The 22,688-nt window shown below is 69.5% G+C and carries 16 protein-coding genes; 12 read left to right on the forward strand and 4 right to left on the reverse strand.

Going from position 1 to position 22,688, the window contains the following annotated elements:
- The first annotated feature begins 152 nt into the window (after positions 1–152).
- Together Sfr03f_RS25275 and Sfr03f_RS25280 are read left to right on the forward strand one after the other, a co-directional pair.
- Complete coding sequence (locus Sfr03f_RS25275) at positions 153–1,274, forward strand: lipid II:glycine glycyltransferase FemX (protein ID WP_108956427.1); 1,122 nt, start codon at positions 153–155, stop codon at positions 1,272–1,274.
- A gap of 100 nt (positions 1,275–1,374) precedes the next feature.
- Positions 1,375–2,406, forward strand: coding sequence for an alanine racemase (locus Sfr03f_RS25280; RefSeq protein WP_108956429.1), 1,032 nt, complete (start codon positions 1,375–1,377; stop codon positions 2,404–2,406).
- A gap of 16 nt (positions 2,407–2,422) precedes the next feature.
- Here Sfr03f_RS25280 and Sfr03f_RS25285 read toward each other — a convergent pair whose 3' ends face one another.
- The gene (locus Sfr03f_RS25285; RefSeq protein ID WP_108956431.1) at positions 2,423–4,078 is read right to left on the reverse strand and encodes a glycosyltransferase family 87 protein; all 1,656 of its coding nucleotides are present in this window, start codon (positions 4,076–4,078) and stop codon (positions 2,423–2,425) included.
- Between the two features lie 98 nt (positions 4,079–4,176).
- On the reverse strand, positions 4,177–6,834 hold the full coding sequence (locus Sfr03f_RS25290) for a transglycosylase domain-containing protein (RefSeq protein ID WP_108956433.1): 2,658 nt from the start codon (positions 6,832–6,834) through the stop codon (positions 4,177–4,179).
- A 373-nt stretch (positions 6,835–7,207) separates the two neighbouring features.
- Between Sfr03f_RS25290 and Sfr03f_RS25295 the strand changes: the two genes are divergently transcribed.
- The 3 genes from Sfr03f_RS25295 to Sfr03f_RS25305 all read left to right on the forward strand — a co-directional run bounded on the left by Sfr03f_RS25295 (position 7,208) and on the right by Sfr03f_RS25305 (position 10,444).
- Positions 7,208–7,891 (forward strand): PadR family transcriptional regulator, encoded by a 684-nt coding sequence (locus Sfr03f_RS25295; protein WP_108956435.1) that lies wholly within the window; start codon positions 7,208–7,210, stop codon positions 7,889–7,891.
- A gap of 41 nt (positions 7,892–7,932) precedes the next feature.
- Entirely contained in the window at positions 7,933–9,015 is a 1,083-nt protein-coding gene (locus tag Sfr03f_RS25300) for an inositol-3-phosphate synthase (RefSeq protein WP_108956437.1), read from the forward strand.
- A gap of 118 nt (positions 9,016–9,133) precedes the next feature.
- On the forward strand, positions 9,134–10,444 hold the full coding sequence (locus tag Sfr03f_RS25305) for an MFS transporter (RefSeq protein WP_108956439.1): 1,311 nt from the start codon (positions 9,134–9,136) through the stop codon (positions 10,442–10,444).
- A gap of 108 nt (positions 10,445–10,552) precedes the next feature.
- Here Sfr03f_RS25305 and Sfr03f_RS25310 read toward each other — a convergent pair whose 3' ends face one another.
- Entirely contained in the window at positions 10,553–11,995 is a 1,443-nt protein-coding gene (locus tag Sfr03f_RS25310) for a CCA tRNA nucleotidyltransferase (protein WP_108956440.1), read from the reverse strand.
- 257 nt (positions 11,996–12,252) lie between these two features.
- Here Sfr03f_RS25310 and Sfr03f_RS25315 point away from each other — a divergent pair, with 257 nt between their 5' ends.
- The 7 genes from Sfr03f_RS25315 (at position 12,253) to trxA (ending at position 21,899) form a co-directional block, all read left to right on the forward strand.
- On the forward strand, positions 12,253–14,595 hold the full coding sequence (locus tag Sfr03f_RS25315) for a DUF6049 family protein (RefSeq protein ID WP_108956443.1): 2,343 nt from the start codon (positions 12,253–12,255) through the stop codon (positions 14,593–14,595).
- 47 nt (positions 14,596–14,642) lie between these two features.
- Positions 14,643–16,907, forward strand: a complete 2,265-nt coding sequence (gene murJ, locus Sfr03f_RS25320; protein ID WP_108956444.1) for a murein biosynthesis integral membrane protein MurJ — start codon at positions 14,643–14,645, stop codon at positions 16,905–16,907.
- 117 nt (positions 16,908–17,024) lie between these two features.
- Entirely contained in the window at positions 17,025–18,701 is a 1,677-nt protein-coding gene (locus Sfr03f_RS25325; protein ID WP_108956446.1) for a protein kinase family protein, read from the forward strand.
- 81 nt (positions 18,702–18,782) lie between these two features.
- The gene (gene sigM, locus Sfr03f_RS25330; protein WP_108956448.1) at positions 18,783–19,496 is read left to right on the forward strand and encodes an RNA polymerase sigma factor SigM; all 714 of its coding nucleotides are present in this window, start codon (positions 18,783–18,785) and stop codon (positions 19,494–19,496) included.
- Positions 19,497–19,969: 473 nt separating this feature from the next.
- A complete protein-coding gene (locus Sfr03f_RS31740; protein WP_308216728.1) occupies positions 19,970–20,398 on the forward strand; it encodes an RsmA family anti-sigma factor in 429 nt (142 codons plus the stop codon).
- A gap of 161 nt (positions 20,399–20,559) precedes the next feature.
- Entirely contained in the window at positions 20,560–21,531 is a 972-nt protein-coding gene (gene trxB / locus Sfr03f_RS25340; RefSeq protein ID WP_108956451.1) for a thioredoxin-disulfide reductase, read from the forward strand.
- A 35-nt stretch (positions 21,532–21,566) separates the two neighbouring features.
- On the forward strand, positions 21,567–21,899 hold the full coding sequence (gene trxA / locus Sfr03f_RS25345) for a thioredoxin (RefSeq protein ID WP_108956453.1): 333 nt from the start codon (positions 21,567–21,569) through the stop codon (positions 21,897–21,899).
- Between the two features lie 112 nt (positions 21,900–22,011).
- Here the strand turns inward: trxA and Sfr03f_RS25350 are convergent, their stop codons facing one another.
- Complete coding sequence (locus Sfr03f_RS25350) at positions 22,012–22,629, reverse strand: GNAT family N-acetyltransferase (RefSeq protein WP_108956455.1); 618 nt, start codon at positions 22,627–22,629, stop codon at positions 22,012–22,014.
- Between the last annotated feature and the right edge of the window lie 59 nt (positions 22,630–22,688).

Here is a 22,688-nt window from a genome sequence, read left to right on the forward strand (position 1 = left end):
CCGTCCGCCCCGGTCCGCGCCGGCTCAGCCGGCCCCCGGACCGGGGCGGACCGCGTACGTGTCCGTCAGTACGTTCGGCTGGCACAGTAGGCTTCGGCGCGAGAGCCGGAGCCCCTACATGTGGGGACACGCCAGCCCGAGGAGCGCCCCGAATGAGCCTGACCCTGAGGACGATCAGCCGAGAACAGCATCTGGCATACATCCAGAGTCTGCCCTCGGCGAGCCACATGCAGGTACCGGCGTGGGCGGATGTGAAGGCCGAGTGGCGCTCGGAGAACCTCGGCTGGTTCGACGACCGCACCGGAGAGCTGGTCGGCGCCGGTCTGGTCCTGTACCGGCAGCTCCCCAAGATCAAGCGCTACCTGGCCTACCTGCCCGAAGGCCCGGTCATCAACTGGTTCGCCCCCAACCTGACCGACTGGCTGGAGCCCATGCTGGCCCACCTGAAGGCCCAGGGCGCCTTCTCGGTGAAGATGGGCCCGCCGGTGATCATCCGCCGTTGGGAAGCCCCTTCCATCAAGAAGGGCATCCAGGACACCGAGGTGAAGCGGCTGCGGGACATCGAGCCCGACTTCATCGAGCCGCGCGCCTTCGAGGTCGCCGACAAGCTGCGTCGCATGGGCTGGCAGCAGGGCGAGGACGGCGGCGCCGGCTTCGGTGACGTGCAGCCCCGGTACGTCTATCAGGTGCCGCTCGAGAACCGGTCCCTGGAGGACGTGCACAAGAACTTCAACCAGCTCTGGCGCCGCAACATCAAGAAGGCCGAGAAGGCCGGCGTGGAGGTCGTGCAGGGCGGCTACGAGGACCTGGAGGAGTGGCAGCGGCTCTACGAGATCACCGCCGTCCGCGACCACTTCCGGCCGCGTCCGCTCTCCTACTTCCAGCGCATGTGGACGGCGCTCAACGCCGAGGACCCCAACCGCATGCGGCTGTACTTCGCCCGCAAGGACGGGGTGAACCTCTCCGCGGCGACCATGCTGATCGTCGGCGGGCACGTCTGGTACTCCTACGGCGCCTCGGACAACATCGGCCGTGAGTTCCGCCCCTCCAACGCCATGCAGTGGCGGATGCTCCGGGACGCCTACGCCCTGGGCGCCACCGTCTACGACCTGCGGGGCATCTCCGACTCGCTCGACGAGACGGACCACCTCTTCGGCCTCATCCAGTTCAAGGTGGGCACCGGCGGCCAAGCGGCGGAGTACCTGGGCGAGTGGGACTTCCCGCTCAACAAGCTGCTCCACAAGGCTCTCGACATCTACATGTCGCGCCGCTGACCTCCGCGGTGTTTGCTTCCATAGTCAGCTGAGGCCGCCGCGTGCGGCCCCGACGCTCCACACCTTCATCCGAAGCCACGAGAAAGGGTCCGGACCGGCCATGGCGCTCACGCTGTACGTCGACACCGCGCGCTGGCGGGCACACCACAAGCACGTGCAGGATTCGTTCCCCGGCCTCGTCCCGGTCTGCAAGGGGAACGGTTACGGCTTCGGTCACGAGCGCCTGGCCGAGGAGGCGACCCGGCTGGGGTCCGACATCCTCGCCACCGGCACCACCTACGAGGCGGCCAAGCTCAAGGACTGGTTCGGCGGTGACCTGCTCGTCCTGACGCCCTTCCGGCGCGGCGAGGAGCCGGTCCCGCTGCCCGACCGGGTCATCCGGTCGGTCTCCTCGGTGGACGGGGTCTACGGCCTCGTGGGGGCGCGGGTGGTCATCGAGGTGATGTCCTCGATGAAGCGCCACGGCGTCAGCGAGGCGGAGCTCTCGCAGCTGCACGCCGCCATAGAGAACGTCCGGCTGGAGGGCTTCGCCCTCCACCTCCCCCTGGACCGCACCGACGGCTCGGATGCCGTCGAGGAGGTCATCGGGTGGATGGACCGCCTCCGGGCCGCCCGCCTGCCGCTGCACACCATGTTCGTCAGCCACCTCAAGGCGGACGAACTCGCCCGGCTGCAGCAGCAGTTCCCGCAGACGCGCTTCCGCGCGCGGATCGGGACCCGGCTGTGGCTCGGTGACCACGAGGCGACCGAGTACCGCGGTGCCGTCCTCGACGTCACGCGGGTCTCCAAGGGGGACCGGTTCGGCTACCGCCAGCAGAAGGCCGCCTCCGACGGCTACCTGGTGGTCGTGGCCGGTGGCACCTCGCACGGCGTCGGCCTGGAGGCGCCGAAGGCGCTGCACGGGGTGATGCCGCGGGCCAAGGGCGTGGCCCGGGCCGGCCTGGCGACGGTCAACCGCAACCTTTCGCCCTTCGTGTGGGCCGGCAAGCAGCGGTGGTTCGCCGAGCCGCCGCACATGCAGGTGTCCATCCTCTTCGTCCCGGCGGACGCCCCCGAGCCCACGGTGGGCGACGAGCTCGTCGCCCACCTGCGCCACACGACCACCCAGTTCGACCGCCTCGTGGACAACTGAGCGGCCTACGGCGTCCTCAGTCCTCGTTCCGCCCCCCGGCGGCCTTCTCCTTCCGGAGAGGGCCGCCGCGGTACTTCCAGGGGTCCTCACCGTCCACGTCGCCCCAGGCGCCCGCGTCGCCGCGGGTGTCGTCCCCGTCGCCGGTGGCACCGGGCTCGCCGGATCCCTCCGTGTCGTCGTGGCCCTCGGGTCCCTGCTCGTCCGACGGCCCCGATCGGCGGGGGAGGGCCACGACGTCGGGCGCCCCGTCCAGCACGCCGCCCGAGGGATCGTCGTCGCCCGACCGCCGCACCGGATCCGCCTTCGGGTGCAGGATGTCGCGGACGACCATGGCACAGAGAAAGAGCGTCCCCACCAGGTGGACGACGATCGCGAACTGGTACCCCTCCAGGGGGAGCCCTTTCGCCTTGTCGCCCCCGCTGGTGAACGCGAGGTACATCCAGATGCCCAGGTAGTACGTGACCTCGCAGGCCTGCCAGATCAGGAAGTCGCGCCACCGCGGGCGCGCCAGGGCGGCCAGGGGGACCAGCCAGAGCACGTACTGCGGCGAGTAGACCTTGTTGGTCAGGATGAACGCGGCGACGGCCAGGAAGGCCAGCTGGGCGAAACGCGGCCGCCGGGGCGCGGCCACGACCAGCGCCACCCCACCGGCGAGCGCCGCGACGGTCAGGACGAGGGCGATCGGGTTCACCACCGCCGGCGCGAGGTTCAGGTCGGTGCGCTGGTCCAGGATCAGCCAGAAGGAACCGAAGTCGACCGAGCGCTCCTGACTGAAGCGGTAGAACTTCGACCAGCCCTCGAAGGAGAGGACCATCACCGGCAGGTTCACCAGCAGCCAGGCTCCCGCCGCACCGGCGACCGCGACCCCGTACGCCCGGAGGCGTCCGGCGCGCCAGCACAGAGCCAGCAGCGGCACCAGCAGGAAGACCGGGTAGAGCTTCGCCGCGGTGGCCAGACCGAGCAGGACGCCGAACGCCAGCGGCCGGGACCGCGCCCACATCAGCATCGCCGCGGACGTCAGGGCGACCGCCAGGAGATCCCAGTTGATGGTGGCGGTCAGCGCGAAGGCCGGCGCCAGAGCCACCAGCAGGCCGTCCCAGGGCCGCCGGGCATGGGTACGGACGGTGCAGACGGCGATCACCGCGGCGCACACCATCAGCATGCCGGCGTTGACCATCCAGTAGTTCTGCCCGAGGTCCTGGTAGCTGCCGCCGTCAGGGGTCAGCCAGGCGGCGACCTGCATGAAGAGGCCGGTGAGCACCGGATATTCGAGGTACTCCATGTCGCCGGGCAGCCGGTCGAAGTACGGGATCAGCCCTTCGGCGAAACCGCGTGCGTGGTACAGGTGCGGGATGTCGGAGTAACAGGCATGGGTGTACTGGGCCCCGGCGCCGAAGAACCAGCCTCCGTTGTAGCAGGGCGCCTTCTGGATCAGCCCCAGGGCGAAGACCACCATCGCCACCAGCACCACGACGCGTACCGGCGACCACCAGGAGGCGCCGGTCAGCGCGTGCCGGCCCAGGGGACCGCCCAGGAAGGCGCTGCCCGACGCGGCCACCGGGTCCTCGCGGGTCGGTGCCACGGGCTCCGTCGCGACCCGCGCCACGGTGGCTCCGGTCCCGGGCTCGGGAGTGCTCTCGTGCATCGTCTCTGCGCTCGGCATGGCGCACATCCTGCCGTACCCGCGCCGGAAAAGGGCGAGGGCCGCCGCACCCGCAGGTGCGGCGGCCCGTGTTTCACGTGAAACGGACGTGACGCCCGATTCCGGCGCTATCCGGTGGTTCCGCCTCTTCCGTTTCCGCCACCGGTGTTGGTGTTGCCGAAGACCGTTCCTTCGCTCACCGTGCCGGTATCGGTCTCACCGCCGGTCGTACCGTCGGTCGTCGTCCCGGTAGTGGTGCCCCCGTTGTCCGTTCCGCCGAAGGTTCCGCCGTCGGTGGTCTGGCCGTCGGTGGTGTTGCCACCGGCGGTCATGCACTCGAAGTCCAGCGGCTGGCAGGTGTTGGAGGGCTCGGCAGGCTTGCTGGGCTCCGGCTTGTCGTCCTTCTCCTCGTCCTCCTCCGGCGCGGACTGCGAGGGGCTCGGCTCCGGGCTCGGGGAGGGGTTGTAGACCGTCCCCAGCGGCGCCGGCTCCGGGAAGGGCTTCGGCTTGTAGTCCTTGTCCTTCATGGCGATGGACATGTACTCCTTCCACACGTCGGCGGGGATGTCACCACCGTGGATGGAGGTGAGACCGCCCACTCCGTTCATGGAGAGGAGTTCCTTGTCCTTCGGGTTGGTCCGGAACATCGCCACGGCCGTGGAGAGTTCCGAGGTGTAGCCGACGTACCAGGCGGACTTGTTCTCGTCGGTGGTTCCGGTCTTGCCGGCGTTCGGGAACGGAAGATCCGCGAGCGCCTTGGCCGTACCGTTCTGGACCACGTTCTCCAGCACCTTGGTCACGTTGTCCGCGACCTCCGGATCGAGACCCTTCTTCTTCTTCGGCGGCGCGAACCCGGGGAGCGCGACGCCCTCGCCGTCCTCGACCTTCGTCACCGAGAAGGGCTCGTAGTGCTTGCCGGAGGAAGCGAAGCCCGCGTAGGCGTCTGCCATGCGGATCGCGCTCGGCGTGGAGGTGCCCAGCGAGAACGAGGCGGTGTCCAGGTTGCCGGTGTCGAAGCTGCTCTCGAGGATGCCCAGCCGCTTGGCCGTCTCCCGGGTCTTGTCCAGCCCCACATCGATGCCCAGCTGGACGAACGGCACGTTGACCGACTGCTCCATGGCCTTCTCGAGCGTGATCATGCCCCAGGGCGTGGGGCCCTCGTTCGCCTGCTTGAACGGCTGGTTCTTGTCGTTCAGCAGCGGTTTGCCGCTCTGGTCCGTGATCACTGTTCCGTCGTTGCCCTGGTAGAGGCTCTGCGGCGACAGCGGCTCTCCATTGGTGTGGATCGTGCCGTACTCCATGGCCGACGCCAGCACGAAAGGCTTCCAGGTCGAGCCGACCGGCACGCCCGAGGTGTTGGCGTTGTTGGTGAAGTGGTTCTTGTCGAAGCCGTCACCACCGTAGACAGCCACGATGGCCCCGGTGTCGGGGTCGATGGAGGCGCCACCGAACTGCACGTGGGTGTCGGTCTTCGGACGGGCCTTCTCGTCCAGCAGTGTCTTGCGGGACTTCTGGACGGCCTTCTCCAGCTCCCGCACACGGTCCTTGTCGAAGGTGGTGTAGATCTTGTACCCACCCCGCTTGTCCAGCTCGTCGGCGGAGATGTCGGCCTTCTTGGCCACGTACGTCTTCGCGATGTCGACCAGGTAGCCCTTCTGCCCCGTGAGGTCGGACATCTTGCGCTTCTCGAGCTCGGGGAAGTCGCCGATCTTGCTCCGCTCCTCCGGCGTCATCCGGCCGACCTCGACCATGCGCTTCAGGATCCAGCTCCACCGCAGCTCGGCGCGCTTGCGGTTCGCCTCCGGAGTCGCGTTGTCACCTGATCCGCCGTCCGGGCTGTAGAGGTTCGGCCCCTTGAGCACCGCCGCCAGGAAGACGCACTCCTCCGGGCTGAGCGCCTTGGCCTCCTTGCCGAAGTACGCCAGGGAGGCCGCCTGGACACCGTAGGCGTTCCGCCCGTAGTAGGCGGTGTTCAGGTAGCCCGCGAGGATCTGGTCCTTCGACATCTTCGAGCCGACCTTTATGGAGATGAACAGCTCCTTGAACTTCCGGGTCAGCGTCTGACTCTGGTCCAGGTAGGTGTTCTTCACGAACTGCTGGGTGATGGTCGAACCACCCTGCACCTCGTCGCCCTTGGCCATGTTGAAGAGCGCCCGGGCGATGCCCATCGGGTCGACGCCCCGATCGTCCTCGAAGGACGCGTTCTCGGCGGCGATCACCGCGTCGCGCAGCGTCGGCTGGATGTCGTCGATCTCCACGTTCTGGCGGGTGGTGCCACCGCCCGTGGACGCCATCTGGGACCCGTCGGCCCAGTAGTAGACGTTGGTCTCCGCCAGCGCGGCCTTGTCCTGGTCGGGGACCTCCACCATGGCGTACCCGATGCCGCCGACCAGCAACAGACTGGCGAAGAAGGCGACGAACGCGCCGGTGACCAGGCGCCACGACGGCACCCACCGTGCTGCGCCGTACTTCCCCGCACGCGGGTAGTCGATGAAGCGGTCCTTGGGCCCGGTGCGGCCGCGCCTGCCCTCCGGTGCCGGGGCCGCCCTGCGGCGACTCCCTCCGGACCCTCCGGCCCCACCGGACCTCTGCGCGGCCCGGCGGGCCTCCGCTCGGCCGCCGTACGGACGCTCTTCCGCCTCAGGCCCGTAGTACGAGCCGGCGGAGGAGCCGGTGGCTCCTCTCGGAGCCGCGCGGCGGCCGGAGGACGAACCGGACTGGGCGCGTCGGGCCGCGGCACGTCCGCCTCCCTGCGGCTGTGGCGGTTTGCGACGGTGCTCGCTCATCGAACGATTACTCCTCGGGCAGGCGCACACATGAGCGCCTGGAAACAGCGGCTGGTTTCCGGTCCCCCCGACGTACGGCCGACGGTCACTCGATCAGCCGTACTACACCTGGGACGTTGACGTATCACGGACGTCACTTGGTTCCCGGCGGATTGCATGCCGCACAGACTACGCATCGCCGAACAGCGCCAAATCGGGTTCTCACGTACGAACAACGCATAGCGCTACCACCTGAATCGGCGATGTGACGCCGCTCACCGAGGCCGCCCTTGTACGCCGCCCGAGGCGGACCTATCGTTCGGATGTATCGACTCGATACATCGGGGGAACATAAACTGCCGACCCGACAGTCCGCGGCAGAGAGGAGGCGACGATGAGCCGGCGTGCCGGAATCCTCGAGTTCGCCGTTCTCGGTCTGCTCCGCGAGTCCCCGATGCACGGCTACGAGCTGCGCAAACGGCTCAACACATCGTTGGGCGTATTCCGCGCCTTCAGTTACGGAACCCTCTACCCATGCCTCAAGACGCTGGTCGCAAACGGCTGGTTGATCGAGGAGCCTTCGGCCGAACCCGTGGACGCCCTGGCCGCTCCCCTCACCGGGCGCCGCGCCAAGATCGTCTACCGGCTGACGGCGGAAGGTAAGGAGCGGTTCGAGGAGCTGCTCTCGCAGACCGGACCGGACTCGTACGAGGACGAGACGTTCGCGGCCCGGTTCGCCTTCTTCGGGCAGACCTCCCGGGACGTGCGCATGCGAGTGCTGGAAGGCCGCCGCAGCCGTCTCGAGGAGCGCCTGGAGAAGATGCGCGCCTCGTTCGCGCGCACGCGGGAACGCCTCGACGACTACACCCTTGAGCTCCAGCGCCACGGCATGGAGTCCGTGGAGCGCGAAGTGCGCTGGCTGAACGAGCTCATCGAGAGCGAGCGGGCCGGACGTGACCAGAAGCGGTCGCCGTCCTCGGGTTCCGCTCAGCAGGACACGTCATCCGGAGCGACGGGCGGCCAGACCCGGCGTGGGGTCGACACCCCGCCCGAGACGCCCGAAGACAACAACACGTGAAGCCACAGGGTTTCACCGAGTACACACAGGGAGCCACCGCAATGGGTTCGGTTCGCGTAGCCATCGTCGGCGTGGGCAACTGCGCCGCCTCGCTGGTGCAGGGCGTCGAGTACTACAAGGACGCCGACCCGGCGTCCAAGGTGCCTGGCCTGATGCACGTCCAGTTCGGCGACTACCACGTCCGTGACGTGGAGTTCGTCGCGGCCTTCGACGTCGACACCAAGAAGGTCGGTCTCGACCTCGCCGACGCCATCGGCGCCTCCGAGAACAACACCATCAAGATCTGCGACGTGCCGCGTACCGGTGTCACGGTCCAGCGTGGTCACACCCTCGACGGCCTCGGCAAGTACTACCGCGAGACCATCGAGGAGTCCGCCGAGGAGCCGGTCGACGTCGTCCAGGTCCTCAAGGACCAGCAGGTCGACGTGCTGGTCTGCTACCTGCCCGTCGGCTCCGAGGACGCGGCCCGCTTCTACGCCCAGTGCGCCATCGACGCCAAGGTCGCCTTCGTCAACGCCCTTCCGGTCTTCATCGCCGGCACCAAGGAGTGGGCGGACAAGTTCACCGAGGCCGGTGTGCCGATCGTCGGTGACGACATCAAGTCCCAGGTCGGCGCCACCATCACGCACCGTGTGATGGCGAAGCTGTTCGAGGACCGCGGCGTCGTCCTGGACCGCACCATGCAGCTGAACGTCGGCGGCAACATGGACTTCAAGAACATGCTCGAGCGCGACCGCCTCGAGTCGAAGAAGATCTCCAAGACGCAGGCCGTCACCTCCCAGATCCCCGACCGGGACCTCGGCGAGAAGAACGTCCACATCGGCCCGTCCGACTACGTGGCCTGGCTGGACGACCGCAAGTGGGCCTACGTCCGTCTCGAGGGCCGCGCCTTCGGTGACGTCCCGCTGAACCTGGAGTACAAGCTCGAGGTCTGGGACTCCCCGAACTCGGCGGGTGTCATCATCGACGCCCTGCGCGCTGCGAAGATCGCCAAGGACCGGGGCATCGGTGGCCCGATCCTTTCCGCGTCGAGCTACTTCATGAAGTCCCCGCCGGTCCAGTACTTCGACGACGAGGCCCGCGCCAACGTCGAGAAGTTCATCGCGGGTGAGGTCGAGCGCTGACACCCGTCCCCTCGCCGCAGGCCGGCGGGAGCACCACAGGGACTCAGGAGGGGCCCCGGGCATGTCGCCCGGGGCCCCTCCCCCCGTTCCCGGCCCTGCGTATGTGAGGCTGAGCGCCATGTCCGCTGTACGCGACCTGTCCGTCCTGCTCCGCCTGCGGGACTTCCGACGCCTGCTCGGTGTACGACTGCTCTCGCAGGCGGCGGACGGCGTCTATCAGGTGGCCCTCGCCACCTACGTGGTCTTCTCCCCCGAGCAGCAGACCTCAGCGGCGGCCATCGCCTCCGCCATGGCCGTGCTGCTCCTTCCGTACTCGTTCGTCGGCCCGTTCGCCGGGGTTCTCCTCGACCGCTGGCGCCGCCGTCAGGTCCTGCTGTTCGGCAGCCTGCTGCGCGCACTGCTCGCCCTGGCGACCGCGTTCCTCATGCTGGGCGGTGCACCCGGGCCGCTGTTCTACGCTTCCGCGCTGTGCGTGACGGCGGTCAACCGCTTCGTCCTGGCCGGCCTCTCGGCCGCCCTGCCCCGGGTCGTCGACGGTGAGCGGCTGGTCACGGCGAACTCCCTCACTCCCACCGCGGGCACCCTGGCAGCCACCCTCGGAGGCGGTCTGGCCTTCGTGGTCCGTCTGGCCGGAGCGGACTCGGACGCCGTGGTGGTGTTGCTGGGTGCCGCCCTCTACCTCTGTGCCGCACTCGCCTCCCTCCGCATGGCGCCCTCCCTGCTGGGTCCGGACCGGGACGGGGTCACCGCCCCGAAGATGCTCCAGGCGGTCAGCGGCACCGCTCGTGGGCTGGCCGACGGTCTGCGGCACCTGGCGGCACCCGACAGACGGCAGGCGGCCTGGGCGCTGGTGGCGATGACACTGATGCGCTTCTGCTACGGCGCGCAGACGGTGATGGTGCTCATGCTCTGCCGCCACACGTGGAACGACGAGACGACCGCGGGAGGAACCCGGGACGGATTGGCCCTGCTGGGGGTGGCGGTCGCGGTCTCGGGGGCCGGCTTCTTCGTCGCCGCGGTGATCACGCCCTCGATGGCCGGCCGGCTGGGACCGATGCGCTGGATGACGATCTGCGCCGGAAGTGCCACGGTGCTCGCACCGGCGCTGGTTCTGCCGTTCCGGCCGGCGTCCGTCATGGTGGCCGCCTTCGTGCTGGGACTCGTCACTCAAGGGGCGAAGATCTCGACCGACACGGTGGTGCAGTCCCACACCGAGGACAGGTTCAGGGGCCGCATCTTCTCCCTGTACGACGTCCTCTTCAACGTGGCGTTCGTCGCCGCGGCCGGGCTGGCGGCACTGATGCTGCCGCACGACGGCCGTTCCCTCCCCTTGGTCCTCACCGTGGCGGCGCTCTACGGCCTCACCACATTGGTCCTCCTCCGGTTCGCCGACCGGGTGCCGGACAGGAACCGGCCTTCGAACGCGTGATGGGCGACGTTTCACGTGAAACGTCGCCCATCAATCCACCGTCGGCCCACCGACCGCTGGAGACGGATGTTTCACGTGAAACATCGCATCGCCAGAGGTCGGGCCTGCTCAGCCCTGGCCCGCCCACCATTCCTTGAGCGCCGCCACGGCGGCGTCGTGCTCCATCGGTCCGTTCTCGAGGCGAAGCTCCAGCAGGAACTTGTAGGCCTGACCGATCACCGGTCCCGGGCCGACGCCCAGGGTTGCCATGATCTGGTTGCCGTCGAGGTCCGGACGGATCGAGTCCAGCTCCTCCTGCTCCTGCAGCTGGGCGATCCGCTCCTCCAGACCGTCGTAGGCACGCGACAGCGCGGCTGCCTTCTTCTTGTTCCGGGTGGTGCAGTCCGAGCGCGTCAGCTTGTGCAGGCGGTCCAAGAGAGGGCCGGCGTCCCGCACGTAGCGGCGCACGGCGGAGTCCGTCCACTCGCCGGTCCCGTATCCGTGGAAGCGGAGGTGGAGCTCGACCAGGCGGGAGACGTTGCTGACCATCTCGTTCGGGTACTTCAGCGCCGTCATGCGCTTCTTGGTCATCTTGGCGCCCACCACCTCGTGGTGGTGGAAGGAGACCCTGCCGTCCTCCTCGAACCGGCGCGTACGCGGCTTGCCGATGTCATGGAGCAGCGCGGAGAGCCGGAGCGTCAGGTCGGGACCGTCCTCCTCCAGGTCGATGGCCTGCTCCAGGACGATCAGCGTGTGGTCGTAGACGTCCTTGTGCCGGTGGTGTTCGTCCCGCTCCAGGCGCAACGCCGGAAGCTCGGGCAGCACATGGCCGGCCAGACCGGTGTCCACCAGCAGCGTGAGGCCCTTGCGTGGCCGCGCGGAGAGGATCAGCTTGTTCAGCTCGTCCCGGACCCGCTCGGCCGAGACGATCTCGATCCGGCCGGCCATGTCGGTCATCGCGGCGACCACCTCGGGCGCCACGTCGAAGTCCAGCTGCGCCGCGAAGCGCGCGGCCCGCATCATGCGCAGCGGGTCGTCGGAGAAGGACTCCTCCGGGGTGCCCGGCGTGCGCAGCACCCGGCGTGCCAGGTCCTCCCGACCACCGTGCGGGTCGATGAACACCTGCTCCGGAAGCGCGAGCGCCATGGCGTTGACCGTGAAGTCACGCCGCACCAGGTCCTGCTCGATGGAGTCGCCGTACGACACCTCCGGCTTGCGGGAGGTGCGGTCGTACGCCTCCGAGCGGTAGGTGGTGACCTCGATCTGGTAGCCGTCCTTCTGGCAGCCCACGGTGCCGAAGGCGATGCCCACTTCCCAGACGGCCTCGGCCCACGGCCGGACGATCTTCAGAACGTCCTCGGGGCGGGCGTCGGTGGTGAAGTCCAGATCGTTGCCCAGCCTCCCCAGCAGGGCGTCCCGTACCGATCCGCCGACCAGGGCGAGGCGGAACCCCGCGTCCTGGAAGCGGCGTCCTAGGTCATCGGCGACGGGGGCCACGCGGAGCAGCTCGCTGACCGCGAGGCTCTCGGCCTGGCTCAGGGCACTGGACTTGTCTTCGTTGGCGTTCGGCACAACAGAAAAGACTACGTGGCCCGGCCCCGGCGCCGCTCGCCGGTAATTTCCGGGCGCCCGGGTGACGGTCCCCACAGTGAGCTTGATCGTGCTGGAGCGGTCCGTGGCGCATCTGCTCCTCGCACCTCGTTACCATGCCTGGACGCACACTCGGACAGGCGCCGACGAGCGGCACGATCCGCGACCGGTCGCGCACGACCGGCAGCCGAGAATCCGGTACCGAAGACCACCACCGACGACGAGGGACGGACGAGCGCGTGGCCCAGGCGGCAGACTTCCAGGGGATGAGTTCCTCACCTGGCCGCCGGTGGTTGCGGCGCACCGGCGCAGTGCTGGCCGGGGCGCCTCTGCTGGCCGGCTTCTTCCTCCTGCCCTCCGCCGAGGAGGCGGCAGCGGCGCCGGCGAGCGCGCCGACCACCGCGAAGGCCGCCGAGGCCGCCTCCGGTCCTGTCACGGTCGCGCTGAACAAGGTGACGCCCGGCGTCCTGTCCGAGGGCGACACGCTGACCGTGTCGGGCACCGTCACCAACACCACCAGCAAGCCGATCACCGAGGCTCGGGTGGACCTCCGGCTGGGGCGGGCTCTGGGGACCCGCTCGGCCATCGACAACGTCTCCCGGCTCACCACGTTCCAGGCCGGTGTGGACGGCAACGCGGTCGGCGGCAAGTACACCGCCGGGTTCGAGCGGCTCGAGCCGAAGGTCTCGCAGGTCTTCACCATCACGGTCCCCGCCGACGAGCTGGGCCTGGGCGAGGCGGGGGTCTACCAGTTCGGCGCCTCGGTCTCGGGTCTGACCGCGGAGCAGCCGTGGGCGGAGCAGGTGCTCGGCATCCGGCGGACCGTCCTGCCCTGGCAGCCGGACACCCGGACGGCCACCCGGACGACCTTCCTGTGGCCGTTGACCTCGGAGGTCAGCATGACCGCCGAGACGGCCTCCGACGACCGATCCCCGATGTTCCTCAACGACTCCCTGGGCAAGGAGATCGCACCCGGTGGGCGCCTGGACCGCATGGTCTCCCTGGGCGACGAGCTGGACATCACCTGGGTGGTGGACCCGGACCTGCTGGCCACGGTCGACGCGATGGCGGACACCGCCTACGAGGTGAAGACGGAGGACGGCCGCGAGGTCCGCGGCGCCCACCAGAAGGATGCCGCCCGCTGGCTGTCCAAGCTCATCGCCGCGGTCAAGGACGAAGAGGTCGTCGCCCTGCCGTACGGGGACCCGGACCTGGCCTCCATCGCACACAACGGCCGCAACGTCAGCGGCACCCTGAACCAGCTCAAGAGCGCCACCGACGTGGCCGCCCTGACCGTGCGGACCGTCCTCCACGTGGACGCCTCCACGGAGTACGCCTGGCCTGTCGACGGCGCGCTCGACCCCGCGATCAAGAACGTGGCCACCTCGGCCGGCGCCGACAAGGTGATCACGCGCAGCGACAGCCTCAAGGACGGCCTGTCGTACACCCCCTCCGCCGCCCGCCCCATCGGCGGCGGCACCACCGCCGTGGTGGCCGACGCCTGGCTGTCGACCGCCTTCCAGGGCGACCTGTCCCGGGCCGAGAACTCCACCCTGGCCGTGCAGCAGTTCCTCGGCCAGAGTCTCGCGATCACCCAGCAGACCAACCGGGAGCGCAGCATCCTCGTCGCTCCGCAGCGCACCCCGTCCGCGGCCCAGGCCCAGACCATGGCCGAGGCACTGACCGCCCTCCGGGACGGGTCCTGGTCCCTGCCGCAGGCACTGTCCGAGACCGCGGGGGCGGATCCCGATCCGCGCGCCTCCTCCACGGTGCCGCCTCGCTCCGCCTACCCCTCCGCGCTGCGCAAGAAGGAACTCCCCCGGGAGGCCTTCGAGCAGATCGCACGGACGCAGGACAAGCTCGACAGCTTCAAGGTCATCCTCAGCGCGAAGGGACGGGTGGTGACCCCCTTCGGCCGGGCCATGAACCGCGCGATGTCGGTCTCCTGGCGGGGACACGCAGGTGCGGCGGGCGACTACCGTGCCGATGTCAAGGCCTACCTGGACGACCTCGCCGATCGTGTGTGGCTGATCGACAAGTCGGAGACCAAGCTCTCCGGCCACAGCGCCACCATCCCGGTGACCGTCAAGAACGACCTGCTGCAGGACGTCGAGGGTCTCGTCGTCAGGCTGACCTCCACCAATCCGACGCGCCTGGAGATCAACGGGAAGCGGTACGACGAGCAAGCCATCACCGTGGCCGGCAGCCGCAGCCACTCGGCGAAGTTCACCACCTCGGCGAACGCCAACGGTCCGTCCACCGTCATCGCCCAGCTCTACACCGAGGACGGCCAGGCCTACGGTCGGCCGGTGACGTTCAAGGTGCGGGCCACCGAGGTGACGGCGACGGTCATGCTGGTGATCGGCGGTGGCGTGCTGATCCTGGTGCTGGCCGGCTTCCGGATGTACACCCAGCGCAAGCGCGCCGCGGCCCGCCGCGACGCGGAGGCCGACGCCGCGGCCGAGCAGGAGGACGGCGCCGGCCGGGCCCCGGACGCCTCCGAGCAGGCGAGTGACCCGGCCCCGGACACCTCGGCCGAAAACGCCGACCCGTCCGCCACGGGTGAGAAAGTGGACCGTTGAGCGATGTCGAGGCCGGTCGGCCCGGGAAACCATGAGGTGGGGTAACCATGAACGCGCCGTACGACGGTGACCGCGGCCGGTCCGCGAGCGGGCCGGGCCACCCCGGGGTGCCGCCGACCGAGCACGGGCAGGTGCCTCCGCAGCCGCCCGCGGACACGTACTTCCAGGACGCCTACGACCAGGACCCCTACCGGGGGCAGGACCTGTCCGCGCAGCATCCGGCCGGTGAGGCGCACTACGACCGTTCCGCGCGGCCGCCGGTGACGCCGGAAGCGCACGCCGCGCAGGAGGGCCCGCAGGCACCCGAGCCGCCCCGGGCTCCGGACCCGCGGGTCTGGGCCCCGGCGCCCGGCCAGGCGCCGACGGGTGCCCGGTCGTCCGCGGACGACCGCTCCCACTACGTCGGCGTCGACGAACTGGTGAGCGGTGCCGCCTCGGCGGAACAGCACCCGGACGCCTTCGCCAACCTCTACCGCGACCAGCAGCCGAGCGGTGCCAGGCCTCCGGCCGGCGCCGCGGCGGGTCCTGGCGTGCCCCCGATGGGCGTGCCTGGCCCCGCGCAGCCCCCGACGGTCCCCGGCGTGCCTCCCGGGCCCGCCGGACCGCCGCAGGCCCACCCTGAGCCGTCCGGCCCCGCAGCCGGCGGACCGGAGCAGCCTGTGGCGGCGCCCAAGAAGGGCGGCCGGGCCTCCGGTCTCCTCAAGTCGAGCGCCGTGATGGCCGCGGGCACCCTGGTGTCACGGCTCACCGGGTTCGTCCGCTCGATGATGATCGTCGCCGCCTTGGGCCTCGGTCTGCTCGGCGAGGCGTTCCAGGTCTCCTACCAGCTGCCGACGATGATCTACATCCTCACCGTGGGTGGTGGCCTGAACTCGGTCTTCGTGCCTCAGCTGGTACGCGCCATGAAGAACGACGAGGACGGCGGCGAGGCGTACGCCAACCGCCTCCTCACCTTGGTGATGGTGTCACTGGCCGTCCTCACCGGCCTCGCCATGCTGGGCGCACCGCTCCTGGTCCGGGCGCTGTCGGACTCCCTCGCCGAAGACCCCGCTGCCAACGACGTCGCCGTCACCCTCAGCCTGTACTTCCTGCCCACGATCTTCTTCATGGGCATCCACGTGGTGATGGGCCAGATCCTCAATGCGAGGAACCGGTTCGGCGCGATGATGTGGACCCCGGTCCTCAACAACATCGTCATCATCGTGACGCTCGGCATGTTCCTGTGGGTCTACGGCACGTCCGCCGACTCGAAGATGAGCGTGGAGAGCATTCCTCCGGAAGGCGTCCGTCTCGTCGGCATCGGCGTGCTGCTGGGCCTGGTGGTGCAGGCGCTGGCGATGATCCCGTATCTCAAGGAGAGCGGCTTCCGGCTGCGGCTGCGCTTCGACTGGCGAGGGCACGGCCTGGGCAAGGCAGCGAAGCTGGCGAAGTGGACCATCCTCTTCGTCCTGGCCAACCAGCTCGGCGCCGTGGTGGTCTCCCAGCTGGCCACCCGGGCGCTCGTGGACGGCCAGAATGAAGTCGGTACCGGTTTCAGCGCCTACGCCAACGCCCAGCTGATCTGGGGCCTGCCGCAGGCCATCATCACCGTGTCACTGATGGCCGCGCTGCTGCCCCGGTTGGCCCGCTCCGCGGCGGAGGACGACACCGGCGCGGTCCGGGACGACATCTCGCAGGGCCTGCGGACCACGGCCGTCGCGATCGTCCCGATCGCCTTCGGGTTCATCGCCCTCGGCGTCCCCATGTGCAACCTGATGTTCGGTGGTTCCGGCACCGCCGCGGCGACCAACATGGGCTACATGCTGATGGCCTTCGGTCTCGGCCTGATCCCCTATTCGGTCCAGTACGTGGTGCTGCGCGCCTTCTACGCCTACGAGGACACCCGGACCCCCTTCTACAACACGGTGATCGTCGCTGCGGGCAACGCCGGCGCGTCGTTCCTCTGCTTCCTGCTGCTGCCCGCCCGCTGGGCCGTCGTCGGCATGGCCGCCTCGTACGGCCTGGCGTACGGCATCGGTGTGGGTGTCGCCTGGCGGCGCCTGCGCAGGAAGCTCGGCGGTGACCTGGACGGCGCCCGCGTCCTGCGGACGTATGCCAGGCTCTGCATCGCGTCCGTTCCGGCCGCCGCACTCAGCGGGGCCGTCTGCTACGGCATCGGCCGGACCCTGGGCTGGGGTCTCCTCGGCTCGCTGAGCGCGCTGGTCCTGGGCGGGATCGTTCTTCTCGGAGTCTTCTTCCTCGCCGCCCGGCGGATGAGGGTGGAGGAGCTGAACTCTCTGGTCGGCATGGTCCGTGGACGCCTCGGGCGATGAGTCCGGGGTAGGCGCACAACCATCGGCCGCCACCGCGTGTCGTGCGGAGTGATGGACTGTGGGCACAATGGGTTTCGGCGTGGTGGGCACGCAATGAATGGGGAGGCAGGAACGACGGTGGCGGAACGAAGCACAGCTGCCGTCGACGTGGCAGGCACCGGCGGCGACGAGTCGTCGACCGCCGAGGCGGACCAGTCCACGGCCGACGGGGTGGCCCAGAAGCGGCGACCGGACACGGAGCACGACCAGGCGCAGGCCGACGCGGTGGTGACGGACCAGGTCCCGGCCCGGGCGCTCGAGCTGCACAGCGGCCACAAGCTGGCCAAGCGGTACCGCCTGGAGGAATGCGTCACCCGTCTGGACGGGTTCAGCAGCTGGCGGGCGATGGACGAGATGCTGCGCCGTGCCGTCGGCGTGCACATCCTGCCGACCGACCACCCGCGCGCCCGCTCGGTCCTGTCCGCGGCCCGCGCCGCGGCGCTCCTCGGTGACCCCCGGTTCGTCCAGGTCCTCGACGCCGTCGAGGACGACGACCTGGTCTACGTGGTCCACGAGTGGCTCCCCGACGCCACCGAACTCACCGGCCTGCTGGCCTCCGGGCCGCTGGAGGCGCACGAGGCCTACCAGATGGTGCTGCAGGTCTCCCAGGCCATGGCGGCGGCCCACCGCGAAGGCCTCGCCCACCTCTGCCTCACCCCGAGCACCGTCCTGCGCACCTCCGCGGGACAGTGGCGGATCCGCGGCCTCGCCGTGAGCTCCGCCCTGCGCGGCATCAGCTCCGACACCCCGCAGCGCGCCGACACCGAAGCCGTCGGCGCTCTCCTCTACGCGGCCCTCACCCACCGCTGGCCCTACGAGACGGATGCCCACGGTCTCGCCGGCCTGCCCAAGGACCTCGGGCTGATTCCTCCGGACCAGGTCCGGGCCGGGGTCCACCTCGGCCTGTCGGAACTGGCGATGCGCGCGCTCGCCAACAACGGCGCCACCGCCTCCCGCCACGACTCCGCCTGCACCACGCCGGAGGAACTGGCCAAGGCGGTCATGGAGATGCCGCGCGTCCGGCGTCCCGAGCCGTCCTTCACCCCGCCGTCGGAGTACGTGCGGCCTCCCTACGCCCCGCCCGGCTACACGGCGGCGGGCCCCGTGCAGCCGCCCGTGCCCACTCCGCCCGCCCCGCTGGACACCAAGACGGGCAAGGCGCTCAAGTGGGCCGTCTCGGCGCTCCTGATCGCCGCCCTCGGCCTCGGCAGCTGGCAGCTCGCGGACACCTTGCTGGGCAAGAGGAACGAGCCGCTCAAGACGGTGCCGCAGAACGCGCCCCAGGACGAGAAGCCGAAAGCGCCCCAGCCGATAACCATCAAGGGCGCCACCGACTTCGACCCGTTCGGCAAGGACGGCCGCGAGAAGCCCGCGGACATAGGGAAGGTCTACGACGCCGAGTCCGGCACCTACTGGCAGACGGACTACTACTCGGGTGACGCCAAGTTCGGCAACCTGAAGTCGGGCGTCGGAGTGATCCTCGACCTCGGCAAGAAGCAGCCGGTCGGCAAGGTCACCGTCACCTTCGTGGGCGAGACCTCGGTCGAGCTGCGCGCGGCGTCCGGCACGGCCGATGCCCAGCCCACCACCTTCGACGCATACGAGAAGGTGGCCAATGGCTCCGGCACGAAGGTCACGCTCACGCCGGGCAAGGACCTCGAGTCCCGCTACCTTCTGGTCTGGCTGACCAAGCTTCCGCCGGAGAGCGCCGGCACCTTCCGCGGCCGGGTGGTCGACGTCAAGGTGACCAGCTGACACGTCGGGGACGGGCCGCCGCTCCGGATGCCACGGGGGTAGCGGCCCACCCGGGGGAAGGAACCACAGGGGGAGGGGCGGATGGCGGACGCCGGCGGGTACGACGCAACGAGCGACCAGGAACTGCTGGACCTCCACCTCCGGGGCGACCCCGACGCCTTCGGTGAACTGGTCCGCCGCCATCGCGACCGTCTCTGGGCGGTGGCACTGCGCACCCTCGGCGACCGGGAGGAGGCGGCCGACGCCGTGCAGGACGCCCTGGTGTCCGCCTACCGGTCCGCACACACCTTTCGCGGCCATTCGGCCGTCACCACCTGGCTGCACCGCATCACGGTGAATGCCTGCCTGGACCGTCTCCGCAAAGCAGCCACCCGCAGGACCTCCCCGGTGGACGACCCGGAGCGCATGGAGCAACTGCTGGAGCCGCACGAGGCGGCCTCCGCCCCCGCCGAGCGCAACGCCCTGCAGCGGGAATTGGTCGCGGCTCTCGCCACCCTGCCGGCCGACCAGCGCGCGGCCCTGGTCCTGGTGGACATGCAGGGGTATCCCGTCGCGGAGGCAGCCGGAATCCTCGACGTCCCCGTCGGTACCGTGAAGAGCCGCTGCGCCCGGGGGAGAGCCCGGTTGCTGCCCCTGCTGACCCATCTGCGGCCGTCACGTGAACGAGCACGACACCCTTCGGGTGAAGGACGGAACCACCCGCCCCGCGCATCCGTCCCACCTGGGGCGCCCGAGAGGCTTCCCACCGGACCCCCCGATTCTGCTACCGCGAAGGGCGGAGGTGAACGCACGTGACCGCGAGGAAGGACACGGCCGGGCACCCGGACGTCACCGAAATCTCCGACCTGGCGGAGGGCGCCCTCACACCCGACCGCGCGGCGTCGGTGCGCGGTCACCTCGACGACTGCGTCCTCTGTGCCGACGTCCTCTCGGCACTGGAGGAGATCCGCTGCGCGCTCGGAACCCTCCCGGGACCGGTGCGGATGCCCGCCGATGTCTCCGGACGGATCGACGCCGCCCTCGCTGCCGAAGCGCTGCTGAGCTCCTCCGGCACCGCTGCTGCCACATCTCCGGGTGAGCTGGACGCTGACGCTGCTCGCGCGACACATGTTTCACGTGAAACACAGGGGGACGCCACGCGGCCCGCAGGCCGCGCCGGATCGCGCCCTTCGGGCCGGAAGCCCGCCGCGGCAGCCGTCAGCCCGGGCCGACCCGTCGCAGCGCGGCCCCGGACGCGCGCCACCCGTCGCCGCTCTCTGACGCTCGGCGTGGTTCTCGCCGTCGCAGCGCTCGGCATCGGTGTCTGGGTGACCCAGCCCTTCCAGACGGACACCCCTTCCCCCGCCGCGGCCACCTTCTCCGGGCAGCCGCTCCAGCAGCGTGTGGCCGGCCTCCTCGACGAGACCGACATGTCCACGCAGTCGTCCTCCCCCCAGCCCAGAACGCTGGTCCGTCCGGCTGTCGAGGTCCCCGCCTGCATCCGGGCCGGAATCGCCGGCGATGCGGAGGCACTCGCCGCGCAGCGCGGCAGGTTCCAGGACAAGGACGCCTACCTGGTGGTCCTGCCCCACGCCACGAAGGACGCTCGGGTGACCGCCTATGTGGTGGACGCTTCGTGCATCACCCAGGCTTCCTCGGGCAAGGAGACCAAGGGAGACGTTCTCCTCCAGCGCTCGTACGCCCGAACCTCGAACTGACGGCGGCCGCTCGACGCCCGCCTTGAGACACTCGCGTGCCCGCGCACAGTGGGGAATGCCCGGCCTCTAGGATCCGTTGGGGTGAGGTGAGACCACCGAACCAGGCTCACCGCACCAGCAGAGCCCCCTGAAGACGTAGTCCAGAGACGAGGAAACCCGCCGTGAGCGACGTCCGTAACGTGATCATCATCGGCTCAGGGCCCGCCGGCTACACGGCGGCGCTCTACACCGCGCGCGCGTCGCTGAAGCCGCTGGTGTTCGAGGGGGCCGTCACCGCCGGTGGCGCCCTGATGAACACCACCGAGGTCGAGAACTTCCCCGGCTTCCAGACCGGCATCATGGGCCCGGAGCTCATGGACAACATGCGCGCCCAGGCGGAGCGCTTCGGTGCCGAGCTGATCCCGGACGACGTCGTCTCCGTCGACCTGGCCGGTGAGATCAAGACCGTCACCGACACCGCGGGCACGGTGCACCGCGCCAAGGCCGTCATCGTCACCACCGGCTCCCAGCACCGCAAGCTGGGTCTGCCCAACGAGGACGCCCTCTCCGGCCGAGGCGTCTCCTGGTGCGCCACCTGTGACGGCTTCTTCTTCCGGGAGCACGACATCGCCGTGATCGGCGGCGGCGACACCGCGATGGAGGAAGCGACCTTCCTCTCCCGGTTCGCCAAGTCGGTCACCATCGTCCACCGCCGGGACACCCTGCGCGCCTCCAAGGCGATGCAGGAGCGCGCCTTCGCCGACCCGAAGATCCGCTTCATCTGGGACAGCGAGGTCGCCGAGGTGCAGGGCGACGCCAAGCTCTCGGGCCTGAAGCTGCGCAACGTGAAGACCGGCGAGCTCTCGGACCTGGCGGTCACGGGTCTGTTCATTGCCATCGGTCACGACCCGCGTACCGAGCTCTTCAAGGGCCAGCTGGAGCTCGACGACGAGGGTTACCTCAAAGTCGACGCGCCTTCGACCCGCACCAACGTGACGGGCGTCTTTGCCGCCGGTGACGTGGTGGACCACACCTACCGCCAGGCGATCACCGCGGCCGGCACCGGCTGTTCCGCCGCCCTGGATGCCGAGCGCTACCTGGCCTCTCTCTCCGACTCCGAGCAGCAGGCGGAGCCGGAGAAGACCTCGGCCTGATTTCCTTCCCCCCGATTCGTAGTGAGGAGCCCTCAGTGGCTGGCAGCCTGAAGAACGTCACCGACGAGACCTTCGAGGAAGAGGTCCTGAAGAGCGACAAGCCCGTCCTCGTGGACTTCTGGGCCGCTTGGTGCGGCCCGTGCCGCCAGATCGCCCCGTCGTTGGAGGCGATCGCCTCCGAGCACGCCGACAAGATCGAGGTCGTCAAGCTCAACATCGACGAGAACCCCGCGACCGCGGCGAAGTACGGCGTCATGTCGATCCCGACGCTGAACGTCTACCAGGGTGGCGAGGTCGCCAAGACCATCGTCGGCGCCAAGCCGAAGGCGATGATCGTGCGGGACCTTGAGGAGTTCATCTCCGAATGAGGGCTTGTTTCACGTGAAACGTGGTTTCACGTGAAACATCGGAGCAGCAGCACGAGCGAGGGCCGATCCCATCAGGGATCGGCCCTCCGCCGTTCTCCCGGCCTATGGCGCTTCACAGTGGGCGGAGAGCAGGTTCCTTCTGCACGGCGCCCAGCAACCGGTCCAGGGCCATCTCGACGTCTTCCTTCCAGGAGAGCGTCGAGCGCAGTTCCAGGCGAAGTCGCGGGTAGGTCGGGTGGGAGCGGACGGTTTTGAAGCCGACCGCCAGGAGGTGATCCGCAGGGAGCAGACAGGCAGGTTCCTTCCAGCGGGCGTCGCCGAAGGCTTCCACCGCTCTGAAGCCTCGCCGTAGCAGGTCCTTGGCCACCGTCTGAACCAGGACGCGGCCCAGTCCTTGTCCTTGGTACTCAGGGAGGATGAAGGAAGTGATCAGTTGGACTGCGTCCGGGGAGACTGGACTGGTCGGGAAGGCCGTGGAGCGAGGCACGTAAGCCGGTGGCGCGTAGAGCACGAACCCCGCCGGTACGTCGTCCACATAGACGATGCGGCCACACGAGCCCCAGTCCAACAGCACGGCGGAAATCCAGGACTCCTTCTCCACCTCGGCGGTGCCGTCCTTGAGAGCCGTCTCCCCGCTGAAGGGGTCAAGCTCCCAGAAGACGCACCCCCGGCAGCGCTGCGGTAGGTCCTGGAGATTGTCCAGTGTGAGCGGAACAAGCCGACGCCCCATGAACGCTCTTCCTCGCTTCCTGTGGTCCCACCCTCCACCATGAGGCCCTGATGCCCTCT

Origin of the sequence: Streptomyces fragilis (assembly GCF_003112515.1) — a bacterium.
Taxonomy (GTDB): domain Bacteria; phylum Actinomycetota; class Actinomycetes; order Streptomycetales; family Streptomycetaceae; genus Streptomyces; species Streptomyces fragilis.

Excerpts from the sequence above, each read along its gene's own strand:
- Sfr03f_RS25290 (WP_108956433.1), bottom strand. The coding sequence starts at position 6,834 with ATGAGCGAGCACCGTCGCAAACCGCCACAGCCGCAGGGAGGCGGACGT.
- Sfr03f_RS25305 (WP_108956439.1), top strand. The coding sequence starts at position 9,134 with ATGTCCGCTGTACGCGACCTGTCCGTCCTGCTCCGCCTGCGGGACTTC.
- Sfr03f_RS25300 (WP_108956437.1), top strand. The coding sequence starts at position 7,933 with ATGGGTTCGGTTCGCGTAGCCATCGTCGGCGTGGGCAACTGCGCCGCC.
- sigM (WP_108956448.1), top strand. The coding sequence starts at position 18,783 with ATGGCGGACGCCGGCGGGTACGACGCAACGAGCGACCAGGAACTGCTG.
- Sfr03f_RS25295 (WP_108956435.1), top strand. The coding sequence starts at position 7,208 with ATGAGCCGGCGTGCCGGAATCCTCGAGTTCGCCGTTCTCGGTCTGCTC.
- murJ (WP_108956444.1), top strand. The coding sequence starts at position 14,643 with ATGAACGCGCCGTACGACGGTGACCGCGGCCGGTCCGCGAGCGGGCCG.
- Sfr03f_RS25350 (WP_108956455.1), bottom strand. The coding sequence starts at position 22,629 with ATGGGGCGTCGGCTTGTTCCGCTCACACTGGACAATCTCCAGGACCTA.
- Sfr03f_RS25285 (WP_108956431.1), bottom strand. The coding sequence starts at position 4,078 with ATGTGCGCCATGCCGAGCGCAGAGACGATGCACGAGAGCACTCCCGAG.
- Sfr03f_RS25280 (WP_108956429.1), top strand. The coding sequence starts at position 1,375 with ATGGCGCTCACGCTGTACGTCGACACCGCGCGCTGGCGGGCACACCAC.
- Sfr03f_RS25275 (WP_108956427.1), top strand. The coding sequence starts at position 153 with ATGAGCCTGACCCTGAGGACGATCAGCCGAGAACAGCATCTGGCATAC.